Below are 23,587 nucleotides of genomic sequence, written 5' to 3'. Positions count from 1 at the left end.
GTTCAAGTTGATAGTAACTTCACAAAAATACCATGTCAAGTTAATTTATCCTATGCGGAATCCTGAATAATGCCTATTTTTCCCTGCCAGAAGGCGGACTCAGGGCTTTCGGAACAGACGTAAGCAGAATGTCCCATTCGGCCTGCCCGGCGCTTTTATCCGCAAACTACCGTTACTCAGCCATTCATCACCAAAAAGCGAGCAATAACTATCATTTCATTTCAGAAGTTCCGTACCCCAAAAGAAAAACTAGTTAGATAGAACCAAATTATACGCTACTTAAAATGAAACAGCCCTTTTTGATTTTTTCTGTTGCGGAAATTCACGAAATGTTCTTTTTTTTCAATCTGAAAGTAAATATTGTTTTTCAAAAGACTCTCCATTTTTTGACCCGGCTTCTCCCCGAAGGAGTGCCCCGGATACACACGCACATGCGGCGGAATGGAGGCTTTGATCCTCTGTATACTGTGAAACATATCTTCAGCTGAGCTGCCCCTGTCCTCACATATACCGCACCCTTCTGTAAACACGGTGTCACCGGTAAAAAGGTGATCAGATAGTAAATAGCACATTCCTCCGGCCGTATGTCCCGGGGTCAGTATACTTCTGATGATAAACCCTCCGGCCGCAAAGGTTTGGCCGTCTTCAAGCGCTATTAAGTTTCTGCACCGGAATTGATAGAAATCGATTTCCGCCGACGACATGTATATATCAGAATGATAGATTTGCTGAAGCGGCTCCGCCAAGTTTACATGGTCATAATGCGAATGTGTTAATAAAATAGCTGATAATTCAACATCCAATTCATGCAGTTTATCGGTTATTTTATCGATTTCCCAGGACGGGTCCACCGCTATCGCAGATTTTTTTGAGCGGTCTGCGATAATATAACAATAGTTGGACCACATCTGGTGATAAGTTTTGATTTGATGCACTTCATATGTATGATCCATTGTCACCATTCCCATTTAAAAGATCCGGGCAGACTGCTGCCGCCGCCCAGCCGACTGTAACCACTTTACCAGATGACACCACGTTTTTCCATGGATTTTCCGGTAAAGATAAAAAACTGTTCAAATCAACCAAAAGAACCAGCCTCCGGTTTTTAAAATTTGTTATCGTAATATATAAGGAAATAAGAATATTCATTTACATGAATACTTTAGGAGATTTTATTCAGAAAATGAAGAATGGTATAATTTTCGAATAAAAAGAAAGAAAAACAAATCGAGTTTTTATTTCGGAGAGGATACTCAGTCTTTAAATGACTCTCAATCTTGATTCTTATTTCAATCCTTTTCTTCAAGCTAACCTAAACCGATACGGCTTCCTCAAAATATATCAGAATACCTTAGCTCCTTACCCGAATTTCAATGTTATGCTTATGAGTTGGCATTAACGCACAATTCGAATTAGAAAAATACGACGTAATTCACACACAAGATGTTGTTTCTTCACTTTCTTGGAACAGCCGGAGCATTCTCCCCTGAGTAATCTTTTATGCTAGAGATAAAGCATCTTCTGGACCAAACGGCACGTACGCCGCTTGGTGGATTACTTAACCCCTTATGTTTTCCCTTTAAACGGGACTATTGTTGGTGATTATCAAATTTAACCTGTGTTAAGCTTTAGACGGGAGGTAATTATGGAAAATAAAAGAAACGCTGAACCGAATCCAAAAGCTATAAGAATTCTAACTTACATCATTCCTATAGTTTTAATAGGTCTTATCCTTGTTCTTAAGAATATTAATACCGCAGCAGCAGAAATTTCATTTTATATTGTTGCTGTCGGTGTGGTTCTCTTAGTGGTTTTCAGTTTGATCAAAAACAGAAAAAACCGCAGGAAGAACTAAATGTAAGGGGGGCTAATTACTAGTCCCCTTTGACTTGCACATTGTCCACTCACCAAATTCCAATTTTATTTAAATTCTTCTCCCATCTCTTCCCATGAGAATCATCTTGCTCTTTAAGAGATTTTTCACTAGTAACATTCAATGAAAAATTCGGGACCATACAAAAAGACCCCTTGCTTTTTTATTGTGCTTCCAGGTTCATCTTCAGTGACAGCAAACTCTTGCAAGTATGGAAATCCTTCCTCTTTTGTTTTAAGATGTTTATGTTCAAGGATAGGAGAGGAGATCATTATGGCTTTATTTATTGCATTGTTTGGTGGTTTCATGGTTATAGGGGCATTTATTGGGGTAATATTGCTGGTTCCGGGAAAAACAAGAAGAACTGGACTTCGGCTGTCTCTTACATGTATCGTTATATTACTTTCAATAGGGTTCATTAATAAGCATTTTCTTAAATATGAAGATGAACCTATTGCGACCATTACGCCAGGCGAATATAAAAAAATAAGAGAAGATATGACTTATGATGAAGTCAAAAAAATTGTTGGCGGCAAAGCGAAATCTGAATATAAAATTAATAAATATTCATCACCAGATTATGATTTTGATGGAGAGGACGGCTTGGAAAATGATGCAACGGTATCTCTTCATTTTGTTGATGGTAAGTTAAGCGTCAAAAGTGAATATGGGTTAATTACTAAAAGTGATCAATCAGAATTAGATGACTCACCGTATGTGGATGTAACGGAAAATCCCGAAAATAAAATTAAAGAATTAGTAAATGAACACCTACATAACGTTTCTGTCGAAGATATTGAAGTCAATCAGGATCTTGGAACTAAAGAAAACGGTCAAAACATTGCACTGGTTCACTTGTCCTTTGATTTAAAAAATTCATTAGCAAGAACTAAGAAAATGATTGAATTATATAGTGATGATTTAGCTGCTCGCACAGCAATAGAAGACAAAAGCGTTAGTGAAATCTCTGTATTTTGGAAAGCTCCATACATAGACGAAAACGAAACCTTAGCAAAAGTCTCTTACAAAAGATCCGGTGAAAAGATGAAGGTCAGTGCGAGAAACTATTCTCAATCTTTAAGTTATTAATCAATTTAAATGAAAAAAGCCCTCTCATTAAGGGAGGATTTCATTCCTTCGTGTTACGATGAAATCAACAACAAAACCAGTCGTACCAAGCCCTCTCGGCAGATTTGCTGAGGGGGCTTTCTGCTGTTTTCGGAACTTTGAAAAGCGGTGTTTGTTTGCAGAAGGGGGATCGCCGTTCTCCGTTCGTTTCCCTTTCAAAGATTTGTTAGCGGGAGGGTCACTTGCCCTTGCTGCCGTGAGCCTTGTTGTGACACGCGTTACACAGCTTTCAAGGTTCTTCATGTCTAATCGTTTCGACCAATCTTTCTTTACTTCCACAATGTGATGCACCATGTCAGCCGGAGTGAAGCAATGATCTTTCAAACAACACTGACAGAGATAATTGTCTCGTATCATGCAAGTTGTCTTGTTCGTTTCCAATCTGTTGATTTATAAAAACTTGTTATTGTTTTGTTTCCTCCTGCTGAGCGTTTCTGTGGTCTGGACAATATCCCTCCCTGGTAATTGCCTTACACCACTGGCTTTACATTCCCTCAATGGCTTAAGCGGTATTGGAATCACCTTTTCTTTTTTTCATCAACGTAAAGAGTACAAATACGTCTAAATCCTCCACTATTGTACATGCATAAAATCCTCCTAAAAAGTGGCAGGATTTAATACGAACATACGTTAGTTAAATATTAGGAGTTAGCTGACATGTATCAGTCTGTATATAGTACATTGATCACTGGCACCGTGTGGCGCGAACATCCTCCGTCCCCGACAATTCTCCTCATCACTTTCTCAACTTAATCTATATCCTATCTACCCTTCATTCCTCTCAGCTCCTTTTAAAATAAAAAGACATCCGTTATGGATGTCATAAAAGTGATTATTTATCTTTTTCTTCTTTCTCAATTTCACTTTTTAAAAAGTTTATACCATTAGATGAGGCATTAGTAACGAAAACTTGAAACAAGTTATAAATAACACTTTTCAGCTCAATTAAAAAATTCAATATAAAAGTGATGTAAAAACTAATCAACAACGCAGATATTAATTCATTGGTTTCCTTACTCAAATAGATAAAATACCAATTACTGGATAAATATTTAAAAATAATCATCAACAAAAAATTAATGATTATTATAATTAAATAAAATACTCCCACACCCAAAAAATACAAATTGTATATTTTAAATTTGCTACTGTGCTCTTTATGTTTTACTGCAATTAAGGTTATCATGGTCTGGTCGTTAGCTAGTGCTTGAAAGATAGCATAACCTGTAACAATAATTGTGAAAATAGGGATTATGATCGTATTAACATTTACTGTTATGTCCGATATGATATCAATTGCACTAGCTACATTAAATAGAACAAAATTAAGGAATATGAATACAGCCACAAATATTAAAATCAAAAAGCACAATCTTATGTAAGATAATTTAAAAAGACCGACACTTTCTAAAAATATTTGATTAGAGCTCATTCTTTTGTATTTAAGTAAATCTTTAATATGCTCCTTTATCTGCTCTTTTTTTCCCTCATCCATTTAATCACCTTTTAAAAGCTATTTTTTAAATAATTTATTGTATGCATTTTCAAGTTTTGTATACATTCTATCGTATATTGACCTATTTTCTTCACTAGTTTCATTAAATTCCGTTTTATTTATAACTTTACCAGTAATCTCATCAATATTCTGATTGAAAGTTTCTTCTTCATCTAAAGGTATATTCATTACCTCTGTAAATGAATCATCCTTTAAAGTCCCTGAAGTTCCATTATTAAATTTTACTCTTATTGTAGGTTTCATTAAACCCTTTGTGTCTTTAATAATCGATACCACATTATCTTTATTATCTGGTGTATTGTATGTTATATTCCCTGTTTTTGAACCTAGTTTTTCTAAAGACTCGGTTAAATAATCGACTGTTTCATTGTCAATGATATCACCATTTAAAGGGTAAAATCTTAAGGTTACATTCTTGATTTTTTTTACTTTCTTTAACTCTTCCTCGATTGCTCCTTTAAAAGGGATAGCTACCACATTCAAATTAACATTAGGTAATCTTTCTTCCCTAACTTTATTCTCTTCCCTAATGAAGGTTTTAATTTTATCCCTAGCTGTTACTGAAAAATTCTTTAAAGTTGGACTTCCTTTTTGATTTTTAACTAAAACCATGCGATGGTTTTTTAAATTTATTAAGAAATAAGAGTAAGGATCCGAAGGATATACTTCATTTGTCCTTACTAATTCACCATTGATGATTCTCGACTTCACTTTTAAAGTAGTACTTCTAACAATTAAACCAGCAAGGACAAATTCACCTTTTACATTAGTCAGTTTAACATCGCGGAAAAAGAAGTCAGCATCCTTTTTTTCACTTCCTTTTTTTTGATCTTCTTCTTTTAAAAAAGCCGGTAGTATAATTTCAAAAAAGTAATCCAACATAGGTTGATTTTCTTTTCCAAAAGTACAATTGAAATTTGCAATATAAGATTGTTTGTCTTCTAACAATGAATATTTCCCCCTTTTTATATTTCCAACTCATAGAATTCAACAAAAATAGGGGAATTCCTGCTACTATTTACTCATCATTAATAATAAGCGAACAAACGTTCTTGGTCAAGACTTCATTAAGAGAACTTAAATAGGCAATGCAATTAATTAATAAAGAATTTTATCTACATGGTACAAGTTAGGAAAGCAATTGGTATATTCTTTCTAAACTACCCCCGTACTCAAGCTGATTCACGCCGATTGTCCATCCTGAGAATTACCGGACGAGTTTACAGAGAACATAAAAAAGCAACCCGTAGGATGCTCTAATTATTTCTTAAATAGTTGTTGATATTTAAGCATATCACCGTATAACTTCTCAAATACTTCTTGCCATCTACCAGAATCAAAAAGCTCTTTGGCTAAAAATTCAACAAAGTGATAATTGCCATTTTGCTCAGGAACAATTTCATACAAAGCTTGTTCAAAGGAACCGTGGTGTACATCCATCTTATTCTCAATACGGGTTCGGTAGTCATCAAAAAGATCATAGATTTGATCTACTTGTTCTTCTGTTATTTTATATTCAAAAAACAAACGTGAAACAGGATCGTCCCGAAATAACAATTCCTGTCTGAATTCAATAAACTTCAATCTTTTCTCTAAATCAGTCATTCTATCACCTCCCACCTTATTATCGGTGAAAGAGCGTAATGAAGGAACTGTTTGCAAAATTTGTCGAACGATTCACTAGAGTTGTTTGCAGAGAACATAAAAAGCGCCCCCCTTATTGGGCGGCGCTTAATTCTCGAAATGAACATTTAGTACAAAATTCATTTAGTTATCAAACTGGATCATAACCTCTTATGCTGTGACAAATGTCGTCGTGCTTGTTGTATTCAATCTTTAAAGAGGGTTCTTCTTTTGTCGACTTAACTTCTAATATTTGACCAGCGTCAAGAATTTGTTTGATTTTGTTCAGAGCCGCTTCCTTGCAATGTGTGTCCCGCATTACTAAATTCTTCAATGAAATCCCTCCAATAGAAAAAGCGCCCTCCCGATTGGGAAAGCGCCTGCCTGTTTATTACCTATTACCATAATACCCTATCTAAAACAAAATGGTGTGCCGTTATTATGCCATGTTTGTGCCAAAACAAAATAATTGGTTTCACGCTGAAACCTCTTCACATAAGACCCTCCCGTAAAATTCCATTTCCTTCTCCCTGATTTCCACTGAATTAAAATAGGGTTTCACGCTAAACTTTTGTTTATATTTCACATCATATGGATCGGTGTATTCTATTACTAAGAACAAGTCAAAAAGCTTGATCTTTCGGTAAGCATATTCATTAATATTTAACAACAATAAATAGAACAATGGAATGTGGATCTTTGTAGATTCTGTATTATATTTCGATGGTTGAACTGTACCTACATTTTCATATTGGGGAAAGATAGGTATCCTTATCTTATTACTAATCTCATCTATTGGTGAAAAGTGATGAAATGAAAATTTTGCTCTTCTTTCTTTTCTAAATAAAAAGATAGTATATCGTCTTTATAAGTCCAACCACCATCCGAATACAGGGCAATAAAATCATCTAGACCTTCATATTCAAAATGCATAACTACATTTCTTGCATAAGCATTTCCTATATTATTTAGATTTAAAAAGTAATTAGCCGCTCCATTTTTCAAGGGGTCTTTAACTCCTCCTTCCCATTGACCCAACAAGTTTTTTTCTAATGGGCCTTTGAACTTTTTTGAAGGCACATCCAATACAGGTTTATCTCGTTTTTGTATCTCTTCTATATTTATTTTATTACTTTTTGCTGCTGCTTTTGCTGCATAAAAAGAAGCAGTAGCTGCAACAGCGGTAAATATTGTGGACAGTATTGAAATAATCAATTGAAATGTCTCCATAGATTCATCTCTCCAAACTTAGTTTTTTTACAATTATACTAAATTATCCACAAAATCCACGAATTACCCATATGTTATAGACTGTGCAACTGCCCGAAGTGCCGTCAGCCCTTGCCATCCGTGTTTTCAAACAATATCCCTAAAATGAATTCCACGTTTGCTTTTTGAAGAAAATCAATAAAAATATGCAGAAAAAAAAGACTCATCTTGCTTATGAGATGAGCCTGCTTATATTTTAAATTTCTTCATGGCGTTGTTCATGGCATCCTGATTAATTCCAATGTATCGAAGGGTTGTCCGCTGGTCTGAGTGATTAAAAATCTCCTGCAGCATGGCAACATCTTTTGTTTGCCTGTAAAATGGTATCCGAATGTTTTCCTCAGCGTGTGTGTGCCTATATCATCCAAACCGACATACTCAGCGGCAGCCCTTAGAATCTTATAAGCCATCGACCGGGAAATGGGCTTGTTGATCCCTTCGCGACTTTTGAAAAGATATTCAGCATTAACCCGTTTGATGAATACCTAAACAGCTAAAAACCAGTGGGCAAAATGTGGGCACGAGGGGCACATCCCACACAGAACCCTTCTACATCACACGCTTAAACATCTTCTCCATCTCATACGTACTGTGGTGAATTATAATCGGCCGGCCGTGCGGGCATGTGAACGGGTCTGTCGTTCGGCGCAGGTCGTCCAAGAGCGCTTTGATTTCATCGTTTCGCAAATGGCGGTTCGCTTTGATTGAGCCTTTGCAGCTCATCATAATGGCCGCTTCCTCCCGCAGTTTCTTAATATCGATCTGTTTGGCGTCAAGCACCTGCTGAATGATTTCTTCAATCAGTTCAGCTTCTTCCCCTTTTGGAAACCAGGCCGGATGGCAGCGGACGATGTAGCTGTTCGTGCCGAATGCTTCTAAAAACACTCCGACACTTTCAAGCTCATGCTGATGCTGGTCAATGATCAGCGCTTCATTTGCCGCGTAATGAAAGGTGAGCGGCACGATCATGTCCTGTACTTCAGGCTCGACCTGCCCGACTTTTTCCCGGAAATATTCGTATTTAATCCGTTCTTGTGCCGCATGCTGGTCAATGATATACAAGCCGTTTTCGTTTTGGGCTAAAATATATGTCCCGTGCATTTGGCCGATCGGATACATCACCGGAACTCTTTCTTCACGTATTTCTTCAGAGACAGCTTCCGGTTCCGGAGTATCGGAAACAGGCGCTTCCGGTTCCGGCATGCCGAGCTCCGGCGGCACTTCGTGATCCGCTTCATTCGGGAGAATCTCTTCTTCTATTATTACCGGCTCAGGCTCTTTTACAACCGAACTCAGCTTCATTGGTGAGTAAGACGGCTCCGGCGTTTTTTCAGGAAGTTTCCGCTCAGGCGCGCTTTCCTCGAATGTCATAAATTGCTGTTCGTTTTTGGCCGGTGCCGGCGCTGATTTTTTCGGGAGCTGGGCGCTCGGAATAAGCCGCTGCTTTTGAAACACTTTCTTTATCCCGTCACGGATCAGCTCATGCAGCTCCGTCTCTTTGCTGAGGCGGACTTCAAGCTTCGAGGGATGGACATTGACATCGACCAAAATCGGGTCCATCGTAATTTCGATAAACGTAATCGGATGGCGGCCGATCGGCAGAAGTGTGTGATAGCCCTCATGCACCGCTTTTACAAGCGGGAAATTCTTAATGTATCTTCCGTTAATGACAGATGACATGTAGTTTCTGGATGCACGCGTGATTTCCGGAAGCGCAATGTAGCCCTTGACTTCAAAATCAAGCGAGCTGACATGGAGCGGTATCATTTTTTTCGCAACCGCCGTCCCGTAAATTGCGGCCAGCACATGGCGCACATCCCCGTTACCGTTTGTCTGCAGCAGATTTTTCCCCTGATGACGGAGACGGATCGATACTTCCGGATGCGCAAGAGCGATCCGGTTGACAACATCCGTAATATTGCCGAGCTCCGTATGCACGGTTTTCATATATTTCAATCTGGCGGGTGTATTGAAAAACAGGTTGGTAACGATAATCTCCGTTCCTTTTCTGCTGGAGGATTTCTGTTCAGAAATGATATTCCCGCCCTGAAGAATGAGATGGGTGCCCGCTCCCTCGCCGATGCTCGTTTTAATTTCCAGATGAGAAACAGACGCGATACTTGGCAAAGCTTCTCCGCGGAAACCGAGTGTTCTCACCCGGAACAGGTCGTTTTCATCTTTGATTTTACTGGTCGCGTGGCGGCGGAAAGCCCGCTTGCAATCATCGGTTTCCATCCCTTCGCCGTTATCGAGCACCCGAATCGACGAAAGCCCCGCTTCCTCTATGTCGATTTCAATGACTGTGCTGTTTGCGTCGATGGCGTTTTCCACCAATTCTTTAACGACTGAGGCAGGCCGTTCGACCACCTCGCCGGCCGCTATTTTATTTGAAAGTTCATCTGACAGCTGGATGACTTTTGCCAAGTCCGTCACCTCTTTCTATTTTAATTTTTTTTGCAGCTTGTACATTTCGTTCATCGCTTCAAGCGGCGTCATATCGAGAATATTGATTGACTTAAAGGCTTCAAGCACTTGTTTTTCTTTATTAGAAACAGCCGGTGCCTTCTGTTCTTTTTCACCGTCAGCAAAAAAGGACAGCTGTGCCGGTTCTTCTCTGACGGCGGACTTTTTCTCAGATACCGCCGGAAGCTCCGGTTTATCTCCTGACTGCTCAAGCTGTTTTAAGATCTCCTGCGCGCGGCTGATCAGATCGTCCGGGAGCTCGGCAAGCTGGGCGACATGAATGCCGTAACTTTTATCTGCGGCTCCTTCTTTGATTTGATGGAGAAATACGACCGTTCCGTTATATTCCTCTGCGCGCACATGAACGTTTTTCAGCTGAGGAAGCTTATCTTCAAGCACCGTCAGCTCATGATAATGCGTGCTGAACAGTGTTTTAGCGCCGATATGATCATGGACATATTCAATAATCGCCTGTGCCAGCGCCATTCCGTCGTACGTTGATGTCCCGCGGCCGATTTCATCAAACAGGATCAGGCTGTCTTTTGTGGCGTTCACAATCGCGTTTTTCGCTTCCAGCATTTCCACCATAAAGGTGCTTTGTCCGGAAATCAAATCATCCGCTGCCCCGATTCTCGTGAAGATTTGATCAAAAATCGGCAGAACCGCTTCTTTTGCGGGCACAAAACAGCCGATCTGGGCCATGATCGATAAAAGTGCGATCTGTCTCATGTACGTGCTTTTACCTGACATATTCGGACCCGTAATCAGGAGCATTTCCCGCGAATCGCCCATCAGGCAGTTGTTCGGCACGTATTCTTGACTGTCCATCACCTTTTCAACGACGGGGTGTCTCCCTTCAATGACTTTTACTTCATTATCAGAAAAGACGGGCTTTGTGTAATGCCTGTTTTCACTGATCGTAGCAAAGCATTGCAGTGCGTCCAGCTCACTCATTTGTTTGGCAAGACGCTGCAAGCGCGGAATAAATTGTTTCACCTTTTCACGCAGTCCGGCAAAAAGCTCATATTCCAGCTCGCAGATGTTGTTTTCCGCTTCTAAAATAAGCGCTTCTTTTTCCTTCAATTCCGGCGTAATGTACCGTTCGGCGTTTGTGAGGGTCTGCTTCCGCTCATACCGTCCGTCTTCAAGCAGATGAAGGTTTGCTTTTGTGACTTCAATATAATAGCCGAACACTTTATTGAAACCGACCTTTAATGAACGGATGCCCGTATAAGCGCGTTCCTGCTGCTCCAGTCTGGCAATCCAGTCTTTACCGTTTTTGCTGGCGTCACGGTACTCATCGAGCTTCTGATGATAGCCGTCTTTAATTAAATTGCCTTCTTTTAACGATAACGGCGGGTTTTCATGAAGGGCTTCTTCTAACAGGTCAAGCAAATCTCCGCACGGATCAATCAAGCCGGCGCGTTCTTTTGCTTTTTTATCGTTAAGAGACCCTACAAGCTCTTTGATGCTCGGCACTTGTTTTAAAGATTCTTTCAGCTGGATTAAATCCCTTGCGTTGACGTTTCCGAATGCGACCCGGCCCGCTAGACGTTCTAAATCGTATACTTCCTTCAGGCGCTCTCGCAGATCTTCACGCTCAAACAGATGATTGACCAGCGTCTCGACCATTTCCTGGCGTTCTTCGATTTGGGATGCCCTGATCAGCGGGCGGTCAATCCATTGTTTGAGAAGCCGGCCGCCCATCGCTGTTTTCGTCTCGTCTAAAAGCCAAAGCAATGACCCTTTTTTGCTTTTCGAACGGATCGTTTCCGTCAGCTCAAGATTCCGTTTTGAATACAGGTCAATTTTCATCGCTTCTTCCAATTCATATACTTGAACCGGCTGCAGATGATCCAGGCTCCGTTTTTGCGTTTTCTGCAAATACGTATATAAACGCATAAACGTCTCTGTCAGCTCTTCGCCCGGCAAGTGCTTTGCGATTTCAATGCGTTCTGTTATTTCCCCGTCTTCGATGGAAATCGTGGCGCCGCACCGTTCTTTCAGCTGAGCAGCTGTATGTTCGTTAAACTTGCTTGATACGACAATTTCCTTTGCGCCGACTGAGTAAATTTCTGACATGACATCTTCAATCCGCTCAATAAATACGGCCAGGTTTTCTCCGGTCGTTAAGTCCGATAAAGCGAGACCGTATCCGTCACGGAATTCGGAAACGGAAGCGATAAAGTTGTTTTCCGATTCATGAATGCCTTTTCCATCCATCACGGTTCCCGGTGTGATCAGCTGGACGACTTCTCTTTTTACAACGCCTTTAGCCGCCTTCGGATCTTCCGTCTGCTCACAGATCGCCACTTTATAGCCCTTTTTAATCAGCTGTTCAATATAAGCCGCCGCGGAATGATACGGCACGCCGCACATCGGAATTTTATCAGCCGAACCTCCGTCTCTGCTTGTCAGTGTAATTTCAAGCTCTTGTGACGCTTTTTTTGCATCTTCAAAAAACATTTCATAAAAGTCACCAAGCCGAAAAAATAAAAAGGCATCTTGGTGCTCTGCCTTTATCTTCAAGTATTGCTGTATCATAGGCGTGTAACTAGCCATCATTTAATCCCTCACTATGTATCTTCTCTTATCCGAATCCCATTATAACATAAACAAAAGAGTGATATCTTTATATATAAAAAAGAGACTTGGGGTGTTAAACTCCCCTAGCCTCAACTTATTCTTCAGGATCTCCGACTAAAAATTCAGGGTTAATGTCCTCTAATTCTTCATCAAGATCGTCTTCCCAATCATCATCATCGTCTTCTTCCCAGTCAGGATTGACTTCGACGACGACTTTCGTTTCACCGACCACTTCTGCTAAAAATTCTCTCTCTGCCTGAACCACGATTTTATTTCCGTTAGGAGAAATGGTGACTTCAAGACAATTCGGCTGCTGCAGCACTTTGGCAATGACTTCGTGTTCGTCATCTAAGTAATTTGTGTCTCTGTATCTGAGTTTAATCACATCGACATACTTTACTCTCTCGGTTACAACTTCCGTTTTTGTATTATCGGCGTAAGAGTACCAGACGTTTATATCATAATACCCTTCAATTTCTACAGTCTTCCCGATCTTTTCGGCATCGTACTTGTGGTTGATAATCCAGCCGCCCAATATACTTGACGGTTTTTCTCCAGGTGAGATCGTGTTGGTGCATTGGGTGAATTTTCTTCCTTTCGCAACTACCGCTTTCGTAATAATTTCCCTGTATTCAGACATTCCGGCAGGCCTCCTTGTTCTTCTTCGTGTTATCTTATGCTGGGCATTTGTCTCATGTGCATTTTTATAATAAAAATATAAAAATACAAAGTTTCTGTTTCATTGTATGCAGCCCTGCCCAGAAACTTTACTTTTAAGTATGATAAAACTTTCCAGTAAAATCGGACAAAACGGTGACCCGATGAAAATTTAGTACATATTACAATTAGTTCTCAAACAGCAAAAAAACACGGGCCGAAGAAGGCCCCGTGTTTAAATAGAACAGCTGTTATTCGAATGTTTTACTTTTGAACCGGTTTCTCCCGTCAGCAGGTTGCCTCCGGTAGATGTAATGATTTCGTTTGTCACCTGATTTGAGATCGTATGTGCGACAAGCTGAAGAAGGTCATTGACCTCAATCTGGGAATCTCTGAATTCCTGAATGATCGGAATCCCTTCAAGCTCTTCCTGCAGGGCGTCAATTTTACTTTCCACTTGTTTCAGCGCTTCACGCTTTTCGTAGTGCTTCAGGTTAACGGCTTGCTTTTGCAGGGTTTTAATCTGATTAATAATCGCAGAGACTTTTTCATTTTCGTTAATCTGCGCCTCAGCGCGTTTGAAAAAATCAACTTCTTCTGTTTCAGAAATCATTTTCGCAAGGTTCCTAGCCTGCTGTACAATGTCTTTCTTAGAGTAAAGCGTCATTATTATTTCACCTCGATTGCTTCTCCTGCCATCACACCGTCAAGCGACCATGTTTTCGCCTGTTCGATTTTGACGCGTACAATCTTGCCGATGGCGTCTTTCGGCCCTTTGAAGTTGACGAGCTTGCTTTTTTCCGTATAGCCGGCAAGAATGTCAGGGTTATTTTTGCTTTCTCCCTCAACTAATACTTCGACAGTCCTGCCTTCATATTCCTTCATTTTTTTGGCTGAAATTTCTTTCACCAAATCATTGAGGCGCTGAAGACGTTCTTTCTTGACCCTCATCGGAACATTGTCTTTCATCTTCGCTGCCGGCGTGCCTTCACGCGGAGAGTAAATAAACGTATATGCGCTGTCAAATTCCACTTCGCGATATAACGAAAGCGTTTCTTCAAATTGTTCATCGGTTTCATTCGGGAAACCGACAATAATATCGGTCGTCAGTGAAGCGTTCGGCATCGCCGCTTTAATTTTTCCGACAAGCTCCAGATAGCGTTCTCTGTCATATTTGCGCGCCATCATTTTTAACATCGCTGAGCTTCCTGATTGAACCGGAAGATGGATATGGTCAAGAAGGTTGCCGCCTTTGGCGAGCACTTCGATCAGATGATCATCAAAGTCACGCGGATGACTCGTCGTGAATCGGATTCTCGGAATATCAATTTTACGCAGTTCGTCCATTAAATCACCGAGACCGTACGTGATATCCTCAAAATCTTTTCCGTACGCATTCACGTTTTGACCGAGCAGCGTGATTTCTTTATAGCCTTCGCTTGCAAGTCTTCTGACTTCCTGGATAATTTCCTCAGGACGGCGGCTTCGTTCTTTTCCGCGGGTATACGGTACGATGCAGTATGTGCAGAACTTGTCACAGCCGTACATAATGTTGACCCAGCCTTTAATTTTTCCGTTGCGGACTTTCGGAAGGTTCTCAATGACATCCCCTTCCTTCGACCACACTTCAATGACCATCTCTTTTGATAAATATGCCTCTGATAAAAGTTCCGGCAGACGGTGAATGTTGTGCGTGCCGAAAATCATATCGACAAACGGGTGCTTCTTAAGGATGCGGTTTACGACTGATTCTTCCTGTGACATGCAGCCGCAGACACCGAGAATCAAGTCCGGGTTATTTTTTTTGAGCGCCTTTAAATGGCCGAGCTCGCCGAACACTTTGTTTTCAGCGTTTTCCCGGATAGCGCAAGTGTTTAATAAAATGACGTTCGCGTCATCAACCGAATTTGTCGCTTCATAACCGAGCGCCATAAAAATACCCGCCATGACTTCCGTATCATGCTCGTTCATTTGGCATCCGTACGTGCGGATATAAAATTTCCTGCCTTCACCGAGGCCTTTAAATTCTTCTGAGATTTTAAAATCGTTATGATATTGAACGGATTCTTTGCCCCGTTTTTTCGCATCTTTTAAAGAAGGCGGAATATAAACGGCTTCAAAATACTTGCTGTAATCCTTTTCGGATTTTTTGTCCGCCGGATTCACTTGTCCGCTTTCCTGCTTTTGCTTTTCATTCATGTTCGAATGTCTCCTTTCAACCGAAACTTCCACCCTCAAGTATACTGGTTAAAAGCGTTTGGCACAACCGCCAGCCTATTATTGTACACCTTATTGAGAATAAGAATCAATAAGAAATAAAAAAGAGGGAATCATTTCCCCCTTACACAAGCTGAAGCTCTTTTGCGGCTGAACGGATTACTTCCAGTGCCCGGTCAAGCTCCTCTTTTGTATGCTCCGCCGTAATAATGGTGCGGATTCTCGCTTTTCCTTGGGCGACCGTCGGATACACGATGCTTTGTGCAAACACGCCGCGGGTCAATAAAAGGTCTGATAATGCCTGGGCTTTTTCTTCCTCCCCTATTAATATCGGCACGATCGGTGTTTCGCTTTTTGTGAGGGTCAGCCCCATTTGAACCAGTTTGTCTTTGAAATACGCCGTGTTCTCCCATAGCTTTTCCATATGCTCAGGCTCTTCCAGCAGGACGTCAATGGCCTCTATGCATGCGGCCGTTACCGCAGGCGGATGAGAAGTGCTGAATAAGAAAGGGCGCCCTTTATGGCGCAGGTAATCGATCAGAACCTGCGATCCTGCGGCGTAACCGCCAAGCACTCCGATGGCTTTGCTTAATGTGCCCACCTGTATGTGGACTCTTCCGTCAAGCCCGAAGTGATTAACCGTTCCCCTTCCGTTTTTTCCGAGTACGCCGGAAGCATGCGCGTCGTCGACCATCACAAAGGCATCGTACGCCTCTGCAAGTTTGACGATGTCAGGCAAAGGAGCGATGTTGCCGTCCATTGAGAATACGCCGTCGGTGACGATCAGGCGCATGCGGTAATTCATCGATTTTTTCAGCACCCTTTCCAAATCGTCCATATCAACATGGCGGTACACCTTTTTATCTGCTTTTGTGAGCCTGATCCCGTCAATGATGGAAGCATGGTTCAGTTCGTCAGAGATCACGATATCCTCTTTTGTAAGAATGCTTGATAGGACGCCCTGATTCGTTGTGAACCCCGATTGAAAAACAAGTGCCGCTTCTGTTTTTTTAAAGTTTGCCAATTTCTTCTCCAGCTCATTGTGCATTGTGAATGTTCCGGCGATTGTCCGGACGGACCCCGTACCCGCTCCGAATTCTTCCGCGGCGCGTTTGGCCGCTTCGACAAGCCTTGGATGCGACGTCAAACCGAGATAATTGTTCGATGAAAGCTGTATCACGTTTTCCCCTTTGACTTCCACCGACGGACCCTGCTTCGTTTCAATTTGTTTCATTTGCTGCCACGTTTTATTTTCTTTCATTTTATCAAGCTCGGCTTTTAGAAATTCAAATTCTTTCATTATAGAACCCTCCCCTTATGGAATCAAAATGACTTTGCCGCACTGGCCCTTTCTCATCAGGTCAAACCCTTTTTCAAAGTCTTCAAGCGGAAACTGATGCGTGATCACCGGCGTCAGATCAACAAGGCCGGATTCAAGCAGGTGCGATACCTGCCGCCATGTTTCAAACATTTTTCTGCCTGTGATGCCTTGGACGGTAAGTCCTTTAAACACCACGTCATTTGTCAGGTCAACCGTCACCGGACGTTCCGGCAGACTCAGCATGTGGAACCTTCCCCCGTTGGCCGCCATCTTTAATCCTTGTGTTATGGCTGTCGGGTGGCCGGACATTTCACAGACAAGGTCGATTCCTTCTCCGCCTGTTAAGGTGTCGATCACCTCAAGCGGATCTTCCTCGTCAGCTGGAATGGTGATCGTGGCTCCCAATTTCTTCGCAAGAGCCAGCCTGTAATCATTTTTATCAATGGCCGCAATACGGGACGCACCGGCCGCTTTAGCCACCGCCACCGCCATCAGTCCGATCGGTCCGCAACCGATAATTGCAGCGGAACCGCCCGCAAGCTGGCTGTTTTCCAGCACCGTATGCACCGCGTTGCCAAGCGGCTCTTGAACAGAAGCGACGGCGGGGTCCATATCAGCGGGATTTTTCCAAACATTTCGAGCCGGCACTTTGACATATTCAGCGAAGGAACCGGCTGTATCTACGCCGAGGATCTTTGTATGGGTGCACACATGATGTTTTCCTGTTAAACAAGGGACACAAGTACCGCAGACGAAGTGGGTTTCAGCCGAAACGTAGTCACCTATTTTGACATTTGTGACGTGTTTGCCCGTTTCCGCTACGATACCGCTGAATTCATGTCCGAATACTTGAGGTGTTTTGATTCGTTTCTGCGCCCATTGATCCCAATTATAAATATGCACATCTGTACCGCATATAGATGCGGCCTGTACTTTAATGAGAACTTCATTCTCATTAATGGAAGGTATGGGAATTTCTTTCAGAGTTGCTCCGAAAGCGTTTTCATTTTTGACGATAGCTTTCATCTTTCCTCCCAACATGTACACTCCTCCTCGAAAAAACACTGTAATAACTGGATTGTAACATGAGATAAAAAGGAGGTAAATACCAGTGTCCACTCCAAGAAAACAACTGCTTCCGTCCGGAAAAATGGGCGGGATTTTTTTTGAATATTATATGAATAAAGCCATTTATCATCTCTTCGTACTATCAATATAATATTGTGAGAAAATATGACAACAATAAAAACAACCCGCTCGCCTTACGCAAGCAGGTTGAGAATGTCATGTTTTTGTTTTTAACGGGGTTCGACGATTAACTTAATCGCCGTTCTTTCTTCTCCGTCAATCTGTATATCTGTAAAAGCCGGAATACAAATCAAATCTACGCCGCTTGGCGCGACAAAGCCTCTGGCAATCGCAACCGCTTTAACAGCCTGGTTTAAGGCACCCGCCCCAATTGCTTGAATTTCGGCGGCTCCGCGTTCCCTCAATACACCGGCAAGCGCGCCTGCTACTGAATTTGGACTTGATTTTGCTGAAACTTTTAAGATTTCCATTTCTGCTCCCCCTTAGTTTTACAATGGATAAGTGAGTGTTCATTAGAACAATCATTATTAGATGTTGCTATCCAAAAAGCCATCCCCACAATGCTTTTCAAAAATAGCGGGCTACCTTCCATTTCTACTATATTCACTAAGAAGTTGCTATATTCCTGCTTTTCCTTTTAATATTTTTATAAAATAAACACATGATCACCTATTCAAAGAACATATGGTCATCATTGATTAATATCCGTTCGATATTTACGGCCTTTTTCGTTTGATCGTCGATGTCAATGAGCACTCCGCTCAGCGTAGTTTTACCTTCCGCCACCGTAAACCGGACGGGAAGATTGGTTTTAAACCGCTTGATGACCGTTTCTCTGTCCATACCGAGAATTCCGTCGTACGGACCCGTCATGCCTACATCAGTAATATATGCCGTTCCTTTCGGCAAAATGCGGTTATCTGCCGTTTGCACGTGTGTATGGGTGCCTACCACGGCAGAGGCTCTTCCGTCTGTGTACCAGCCGATCGCAATTTTTTCGCTTGTCGCTTCGGCGTGAAAATCAATAAAAATGTACGGCGTGCGCTTTTTCGCTTCTTCTATTAATTCATCCGCTTTAGCAAACGGATCATCAAGCGGCGGAAGAAACGTCCGCCCCTGTAAATTAATGACGGCAAGCTCTTTTCCGTTCGATTTAATATAAGTAATGCCTTTGCCCGGCGTACCTTCCGGGAAATTCGCCGGCCGGACAAGATGCGGCACATCATCAATAAAGTCGAAGATCTCTCTTTTATCCCACGTATGGTTTCCCATTGTAATGGCGTCGGCTCCCGCTTCCATCAGGCTGTGGTAGATCTTTTCTGTCAGTCCTTTTCCGTGTGCTGCATTTTCTCCGTTAATAATTGTAAAATGCGGTTTATGTTTCGCTTTCAGTTTCGGGACATATTCTTTTACCATGTCGCGGCCTGGGGAACCGACAACATCTCCGATAAATAAAATTCTCATACATTCCATTCCTTCCTTTTCAGGGACTCAAAAAAATAAAGTGATGCGCTAAGCATCACTTTATTTTGCATACTCTACGGCTCGAGTTTCTCTGATTACGGTCACTTTAATGTGGCCCGGATAATCAAGCTCGTCCTCAATTCGTTTACGGATATCACGTGCCAAACGATGGGCTTCTAAATCATTAATGGAGTCCGGCTTCACCATGATGCGAACTTCACGGCCGGCCTGAATCGCAAATGATTTTTCAACACCTTCGTAAGACTCGGAGATTTCTTCAAGCTTTTCAAGTCTGCGGATATAGTTTTCGAGCGTTTCACTTCTCGCGCCCGGTCTTGCGGCTGACAGTGCATCAGCGGCAGCGACCAGAACGGCGATAATGGAAGTCGGCTCTTCGTCTCCGTGGTGTGACGCAATACTGTTAATGACGACTGGATGCTCTTTATATTTGGTCGCAAGCTCCACTCCGATTTCCACGTGGCTTCCTTCCACTTCATGGTCAATTGCTTTTCCGATGTCATGCAGAAGACCGGCCCGCTTGGCAAGCTTTGCATCTTCTCCAAGCTCGGAAGCCATTAAACCGGCTAAAAACGCAACTTCCATAGAATGTTTCAGTACGTTCTGCCCGTAGCTTGTACGGAATTTCAACCGGCCGAGGATCTTGATCAGATCCGGGTGGAGTCCGTGAACGCCAACTTCAAACGTCGTCTGCTCACCCATTTCCCGGATATAGTCATCAACCTCACGGCGGGATTTTTCAACCATTTCTTCAATGCGCGCCGGGTGAATACGGCCATCCTGAACGAGTTTATCAAGAGCGATTCTTGCCGTCTCCCGTCTGATCGGATCAAATCCGGAAAGAATGACTGCTTCAGGTGTGTCATCAATAATCAGGTCAATACCTGTAAGCGTTTCAAGCGTACGAATGTTACGCCCTTCACGGCCGATGATACGTCCTTTCATCTCATCATTCGGAAGATTGACGACCGATACCGTCGTTTCGGCAACATGATCTGCTGCACAGCGCTGCAAAGCAAGCGACAGAATGTTTTTCGCCTTTTTATCTGCCTCTTCTTTCGCACGGTTTTCGGTTTCTTTTGTCATGATGGCGATGTCATGTGAAAGCTCATTTTCAACCCGGTCAAGAATGATTTGTTTCGCTTCATCCCGTGTCAGGCTCGAAATGCGTTCGAGTTCTGACTGCTGCATACGAATCATCTCATCCACTTTGCTTTCCATCTCTTCAATATGTTGTTGTCGTTCATTCAGAGAATGATCTTTCTTCTCCAACATCGCTTCCCGTTTATCAATTCCTTCATGTTTACGGTCAAGATTTTCTTCTTTTTGAAGTAAACGGTTTTCTTGTTTTTGAAGCTCATTTCGTCTTTCACGAACTTCCTGTTCAGCATCTATTCGAAGTGTATGGATTTCGTCCTTTGCTTCAAGCAGAGCTTCTTTTTTCAGTGCTTCAGCATCACGCTTTGCATCTTCAAGGATTTGCTCGGCAGCACCGCGTGCGCCCGCAATCTTTGCTTCGGCAATGGTTTTACGAACATAGTAGCCAACAACTAAACCGAGCAGAGTCAGCAAAATGGAGATGAGAACCGTCATTGGGGTCATACTTTCACCTCCTCTTGCTATGAACTTGGTTTTTGCTTAAATAAGTGCCGGCATGTACATTGTTTGATTTTCTCAACATACAGAACCTTCACAGGGAATGAGTCTCTCATGCCCTTGTCAAGTTTAAATGGTTTAACAATCATGTTAAAAAAACAAATGTTACAACTTCATTGTAATTGTGTCGGAAATACTTGTCAAGCTTGCCAGCTTAACGATTCGCCTTCAGCTCGGAATCTTCGCCATGTATATATCATACCATACCTAGATCCGCTTTTCGTGAATGACGGCTCTGTCAGTCCGCCTGGTTAAGCAATTGGTAAATTCTATTGTTTACCTGTCCTAATTTGGCGTTATTCTGAATATTTGACAGTAATATGACATATTTGCTTGCCGAATGGCTGAAGCTGTTCAAAATGTTGTAACCGGGCATAACACCGTGATTGGAATAGCTTCCCGGATCAATGTAAAACCCCATGCCGTAAGCGGCACTGCTTCCTGCTGTAAACATTTTTGTGAAGCTTGCTTTTGAAAGGAGCGTGTTGTTTACGATCGCTTTATCAAATTTATAGAGATCTTCAGCGCTCATATACATGTCGCCTGCCCCGTACAGCTGCGATAAGTCCAAAAGGTGCGGCGTTACAAGACTGCCGCTCTCATCGACTTTGTAGCCGACGGCAGGATATTTGGCTTTGGCAAATGTTTTGTAAAATCCGGCATGCTTCATTCCGGCCGGTTTGAACACGTGTTCTTTTATATATTGTTCATAAGACTCCCCGCTGACCTGAGATACGATATAAGCAAGCACTGAATAGTTGGAATCCCTGTAATCCCAAACCCCGGGCTGCCGTTTAATTCCGCGGTATTCTATATCCTTGATTAAATCAATTGGAGAAATCGGTCCCTGCCCCTCAATATGCCCGTTTATGCCGGACGTATGATTGAGCAGGTTTTTCAGTGTAATGCGCGTGCCGTTGGGAAAATTCGGCAAGTATGTACTGACGGGGTCACTCGTCTGCAGCAGCCCTTTTTCTTCAAGCTGCAGGACAGCCGTCGCGATTAACGCTTTTTGTGAAGAACCGATATAATATGATGTCTCCGGATTGTTTTTAATTTTTTGTTTTCGGTCCGCATAGCCAAAGCCTTTTTTCAGCACAACCTTTCCATCTTTTACGATCATTGCTGTGCCGCTGAACCCGATCTGTTGCAAGTAATTGCTGATCTGTTTATTGTGATCGATTGATTTAGGTGTTTTCTCTTTTTGCGTCTTTTCTTTTTTCTGTTGAGTCTGGTCTTTTGAAGTATCAGATTGAGCGGCGGGAGCGCTTTTAACGGATTCCTTCTCCCGGTGATGCGCTGTGACGGTCCAGATCATAATAAAAACAGTGACAAGCAGCAGAAAAAGAAACAGCCCTCCCGTTTTCATCAGCTTCTTCTTTCTTTTTTTATTTATTCTTGTGCGGCGGGGGCTCGTCATCTTTTTTCCTCCTCAGATATAATTTCAACTTTCGCCATGATGTTAGACGAGTGAAGGGTGAAAAAAGTTGTAACATTCCAGATAAAATTTTCCGAAACAGCCAGTGTTTTTTGAAACACACAAAAAAAAGAGCGGAAATTGCTTATTCCGCTCTTTTGATCGTGTTTTTATTCTTCTAATTCCATCTCTTCCTGAACTTCTTCCGCTTTGTCCGTTACACCGTTATTGTCCAAACCGTAATATTCACGGATTTGCTCCTGAATCATCAGCATGATGTCTTTATTTTCTTTTAAGAACTGCTTGGCGTTTTCACGGCCCTGTCCGAGGCGTTCTTCTTCATAAGAATACCACGAACCGCTTTTTTGCACGATATCCAGTTCAGTTCCAAGGTCGATGATTTCCCCTTCTTTGGAGATTCCTTCACCGTACATAATGTCCACTTCAGCCGTACGGAACGGAGGAGCGACTTTGTTTTTTACGACTTTAATTCTCGTTTTATTCCCCATGACGTCGTTGCCCTGCTTTAATTGCTCGGCGCGGCGCACTTCAAGGCGCACGGAAGAATAGAATTTCAGCGCGCGGCCCCCCGGTGTCGTCTCCGGATTTCCGAACATAACGCCGACTTTTTCACGAATCTGGTTAATAAAGATTGCGATTGTTTTAGATTTATTGATGGCGCCGGAAAGCTTACGGAGCGCCTGAGACATGAGACGCGCCTGTAAACCGACGTGTGAATCACCCATGTCACCTTCAATTTCAGCTTTTGGAACAAGCGCCGCAACAGAGTCAACGACTACGATATCAACAGCTCCGCTTCGCACCAGCGCTTCAGCAATCTCTAGCGCCTGCTCTCCCGTATCCGGCTGAGAAAGCAGAAGCTCTTCGATATTGACACCGAGCTTTTGCGCGTAAACAGGATCAAGAGCATGCTCAGCATCAATAAATGCTGCCTGTCCGCCTTTTTCCTGAACCTCAGCGATTGCGTGAAGCGCTACAGTCGTTTTACCTGAGCTTTCAGGTCCGTATACTTCAATAATCCGTCCGCGCGGGTATCCGCCTATTCCGAGAGCGGTATCAAGTGCAAGGGAACCGCTTGGCACCGTTGAAATTCTTGTATCCGTTTTTTCTCCGAGCTTCATGATGGAACCTTTGCCGAATTGTTTTTCTATTTGCTTAAGAGCCATATCTAAGGCTGCCTGACGATCACTCATTTATTTTTTCCTCCTTTATCTTGCCACTACATATACTATACCTTGTTTACTGGCATTTGCCAAGAAAAAAGCGAAC

The 23,587-nt window shown here is 42.4% G+C and carries 21 protein-coding genes and 2 pseudogenes; 2 read left to right on the top strand and 21 right to left on the bottom strand.

Annotation, left to right across the window (positions count from 1 at the left end):
* Positions 1-275 precede the first annotated feature (275 nt).
* A complete protein-coding gene (locus ACNFN4_RS16215; RefSeq protein WP_053284982.1) occupies positions 276-953 on the bottom strand; it encodes an MBL fold metallo-hydrolase in 678 nt (225 codons plus the stop codon).
* A complete protein-coding gene (locus ACNFN4_RS16210; protein WP_223255065.1) occupies positions 937-1,086 on the bottom strand; it encodes a hypothetical protein in 150 nt (49 codons plus the stop codon). The genes ACNFN4_RS16215 and ACNFN4_RS16210 overlap by 17 nt, the downstream gene beginning before the upstream one ends.
* A gap of 559 nt (positions 1,087-1,645) precedes the next feature.
* On the opposite strand from ACNFN4_RS16210, the gene ACNFN4_RS16205 reads away from it, so the two are divergent.
* Together ACNFN4_RS16205 and ACNFN4_RS16200 are read left to right on the top strand one after the other, a co-directional pair.
* Entirely contained in the window at positions 1,646-1,855 is a 210-nt protein-coding gene (locus ACNFN4_RS16205) for a hypothetical protein (protein WP_032863736.1), read from the top strand.
* 291 nt (positions 1,856-2,146) lie between these two features.
* Entirely contained in the window at positions 2,147-2,962 is an 816-nt protein-coding gene (locus tag ACNFN4_RS16200) for a hypothetical protein (RefSeq protein ID WP_053284983.1), read from the top strand.
* 217 nt (positions 2,963-3,179) lie between these two features.
* Here the strand turns inward: ACNFN4_RS16200 and ACNFN4_RS16195 are convergent.
* The 19 genes and pseudogenes from ACNFN4_RS16195 to recA all read right to left on the bottom strand — a co-directional run bounded on the left by ACNFN4_RS16195 (position 3,180) and on the right by recA (position 23,511).
* Positions 3,180-3,514, bottom strand: a pseudogene (locus ACNFN4_RS16195) (HNH endonuclease).
* Positions 3,515-3,833: 319 nt separating this feature from the next.
* Positions 3,834-4,496: a hypothetical protein gene (locus tag ACNFN4_RS16190; RefSeq protein WP_053284984.1), complete on the bottom strand. Its 663-nt coding sequence runs from the start codon at positions 4,494-4,496 to the stop codon at positions 3,834-3,836.
* A gap of 18 nt (positions 4,497-4,514) precedes the next feature.
* Positions 4,515-5,465: a hypothetical protein gene (locus ACNFN4_RS16185; protein WP_061862209.1), complete on the bottom strand. Its 951-nt coding sequence runs from the start codon at positions 5,463-5,465 to the stop codon at positions 4,515-4,517.
* A gap of 312 nt (positions 5,466-5,777) precedes the next feature.
* Positions 5,778-6,122 (bottom strand): hypothetical protein, encoded by a 345-nt coding sequence (locus ACNFN4_RS16180; RefSeq protein WP_053284986.1) that lies wholly within the window; start codon positions 6,120-6,122, stop codon positions 5,778-5,780.
* A 169-nt stretch (positions 6,123-6,291) separates the two neighbouring features.
* The gene (locus ACNFN4_RS16175) at positions 6,292-6,474 is read right to left on the bottom strand and encodes a hypothetical protein (RefSeq protein ID WP_061862208.1); all 183 of its coding nucleotides are present in this window, start codon (positions 6,472-6,474) and stop codon (positions 6,292-6,294) included.
* A gap of 458 nt (positions 6,475-6,932) precedes the next feature.
* Positions 6,933-7,370 (bottom strand): hypothetical protein, encoded by a 438-nt coding sequence (locus tag ACNFN4_RS16170; protein WP_448200303.1) that lies wholly within the window; start codon positions 7,368-7,370, stop codon positions 6,933-6,935.
* Positions 7,371-7,598: 228 nt separating this feature from the next.
* Positions 7,599-7,885: pseudogene (locus ACNFN4_RS16165) on the bottom strand (tyrosine-type recombinase/integrase); the annotation flags it as partial.
* Between the two features lie 73 nt (positions 7,886-7,958).
* The gene (gene mutL, locus ACNFN4_RS16160) at positions 7,959-9,833 is read right to left on the bottom strand and encodes a DNA mismatch repair endonuclease MutL (RefSeq protein WP_095060075.1); all 1,875 of its coding nucleotides are present in this window, start codon (positions 9,831-9,833) and stop codon (positions 7,959-7,961) included.
* Between the two features lie 15 nt (positions 9,834-9,848).
* Positions 9,849-12,434, bottom strand: a complete 2,586-nt coding sequence (gene mutS, locus ACNFN4_RS16155) for a DNA mismatch repair protein MutS (RefSeq protein WP_448200302.1) — start codon at positions 12,432-12,434, stop codon at positions 9,849-9,851.
* A 118-nt stretch (positions 12,435-12,552) separates the two neighbouring features.
* A complete protein-coding gene (gene cotE / locus ACNFN4_RS16150; RefSeq protein ID WP_003154111.1) occupies positions 12,553-13,098 on the bottom strand; it encodes an outer spore coat protein CotE in 546 nt (181 codons plus the stop codon).
* Between the two features lie 252 nt (positions 13,099-13,350).
* Positions 13,351-13,782, bottom strand: a complete 432-nt coding sequence (locus tag ACNFN4_RS16145; protein WP_326157089.1) for a RicAFT regulatory complex protein RicA family protein — start codon at positions 13,780-13,782, stop codon at positions 13,351-13,353.
* A 2-nt stretch (positions 13,783-13,784) separates the two neighbouring features.
* Positions 13,785-15,314 (bottom strand): tRNA (N6-isopentenyl adenosine(37)-C2)-methylthiotransferase MiaB, encoded by a 1,530-nt coding sequence (miaB, locus tag ACNFN4_RS16140; protein ID WP_007611533.1) that lies wholly within the window; start codon positions 15,312-15,314, stop codon positions 13,785-13,787.
* A gap of 142 nt (positions 15,315-15,456) precedes the next feature.
* Positions 15,457-16,635: a glycine C-acetyltransferase gene (locus ACNFN4_RS16135; protein ID WP_029325912.1), complete on the bottom strand. Its 1,179-nt coding sequence runs from the start codon at positions 16,633-16,635 to the stop codon at positions 15,457-15,459.
* Between the two features lie 12 nt (positions 16,636-16,647).
* Positions 16,648-17,694, bottom strand: a complete 1,047-nt coding sequence (gene tdh / locus ACNFN4_RS16130; RefSeq protein ID WP_106067965.1) for an L-threonine 3-dehydrogenase — start codon at positions 17,692-17,694, stop codon at positions 16,648-16,650.
* A 257-nt stretch (positions 17,695-17,951) separates the two neighbouring features.
* Positions 17,952-18,212, bottom strand: a complete 261-nt coding sequence (gene spoVS, locus ACNFN4_RS16125) for a stage V sporulation protein SpoVS (protein ID WP_003154135.1) — start codon at positions 18,210-18,212, stop codon at positions 17,952-17,954.
* A 199-nt stretch (positions 18,213-18,411) separates the two neighbouring features.
* The gene (locus ACNFN4_RS16120) at positions 18,412-19,206 is read right to left on the bottom strand and encodes a TIGR00282 family metallophosphoesterase (protein ID WP_003154137.1); all 795 of its coding nucleotides are present in this window, start codon (positions 19,204-19,206) and stop codon (positions 18,412-18,414) included.
* 60 nt (positions 19,207-19,266) lie between these two features.
* Complete coding sequence (gene rny, locus ACNFN4_RS16115; RefSeq protein WP_003154140.1) at positions 19,267-20,826, bottom strand: ribonuclease Y; 1,560 nt, start codon at positions 20,824-20,826, stop codon at positions 19,267-19,269.
* A gap of 292 nt (positions 20,827-21,118) precedes the next feature.
* Positions 21,119-22,300, bottom strand: coding sequence for a serine hydrolase domain-containing protein (locus ACNFN4_RS16110; RefSeq protein WP_071181769.1), 1,182 nt, complete (start codon positions 22,298-22,300; stop codon positions 21,119-21,121).
* 167 nt (positions 22,301-22,467) lie between these two features.
* Positions 22,468-23,511 (bottom strand): recombinase RecA, encoded by a 1,044-nt coding sequence (gene recA / locus ACNFN4_RS16105; RefSeq protein ID WP_003154145.1) that lies wholly within the window; start codon positions 23,509-23,511, stop codon positions 22,468-22,470.
* Positions 23,512-23,587 lie beyond the last annotated feature (76 nt).

Source organism: Bacillus sp. N1(2025), from assembly GCF_053470005.1.
The sequence above is the reverse complement of the archived record's forward strand: the minus strand, read 5'-3'. Positions and strand labels throughout refer to the sequence as shown.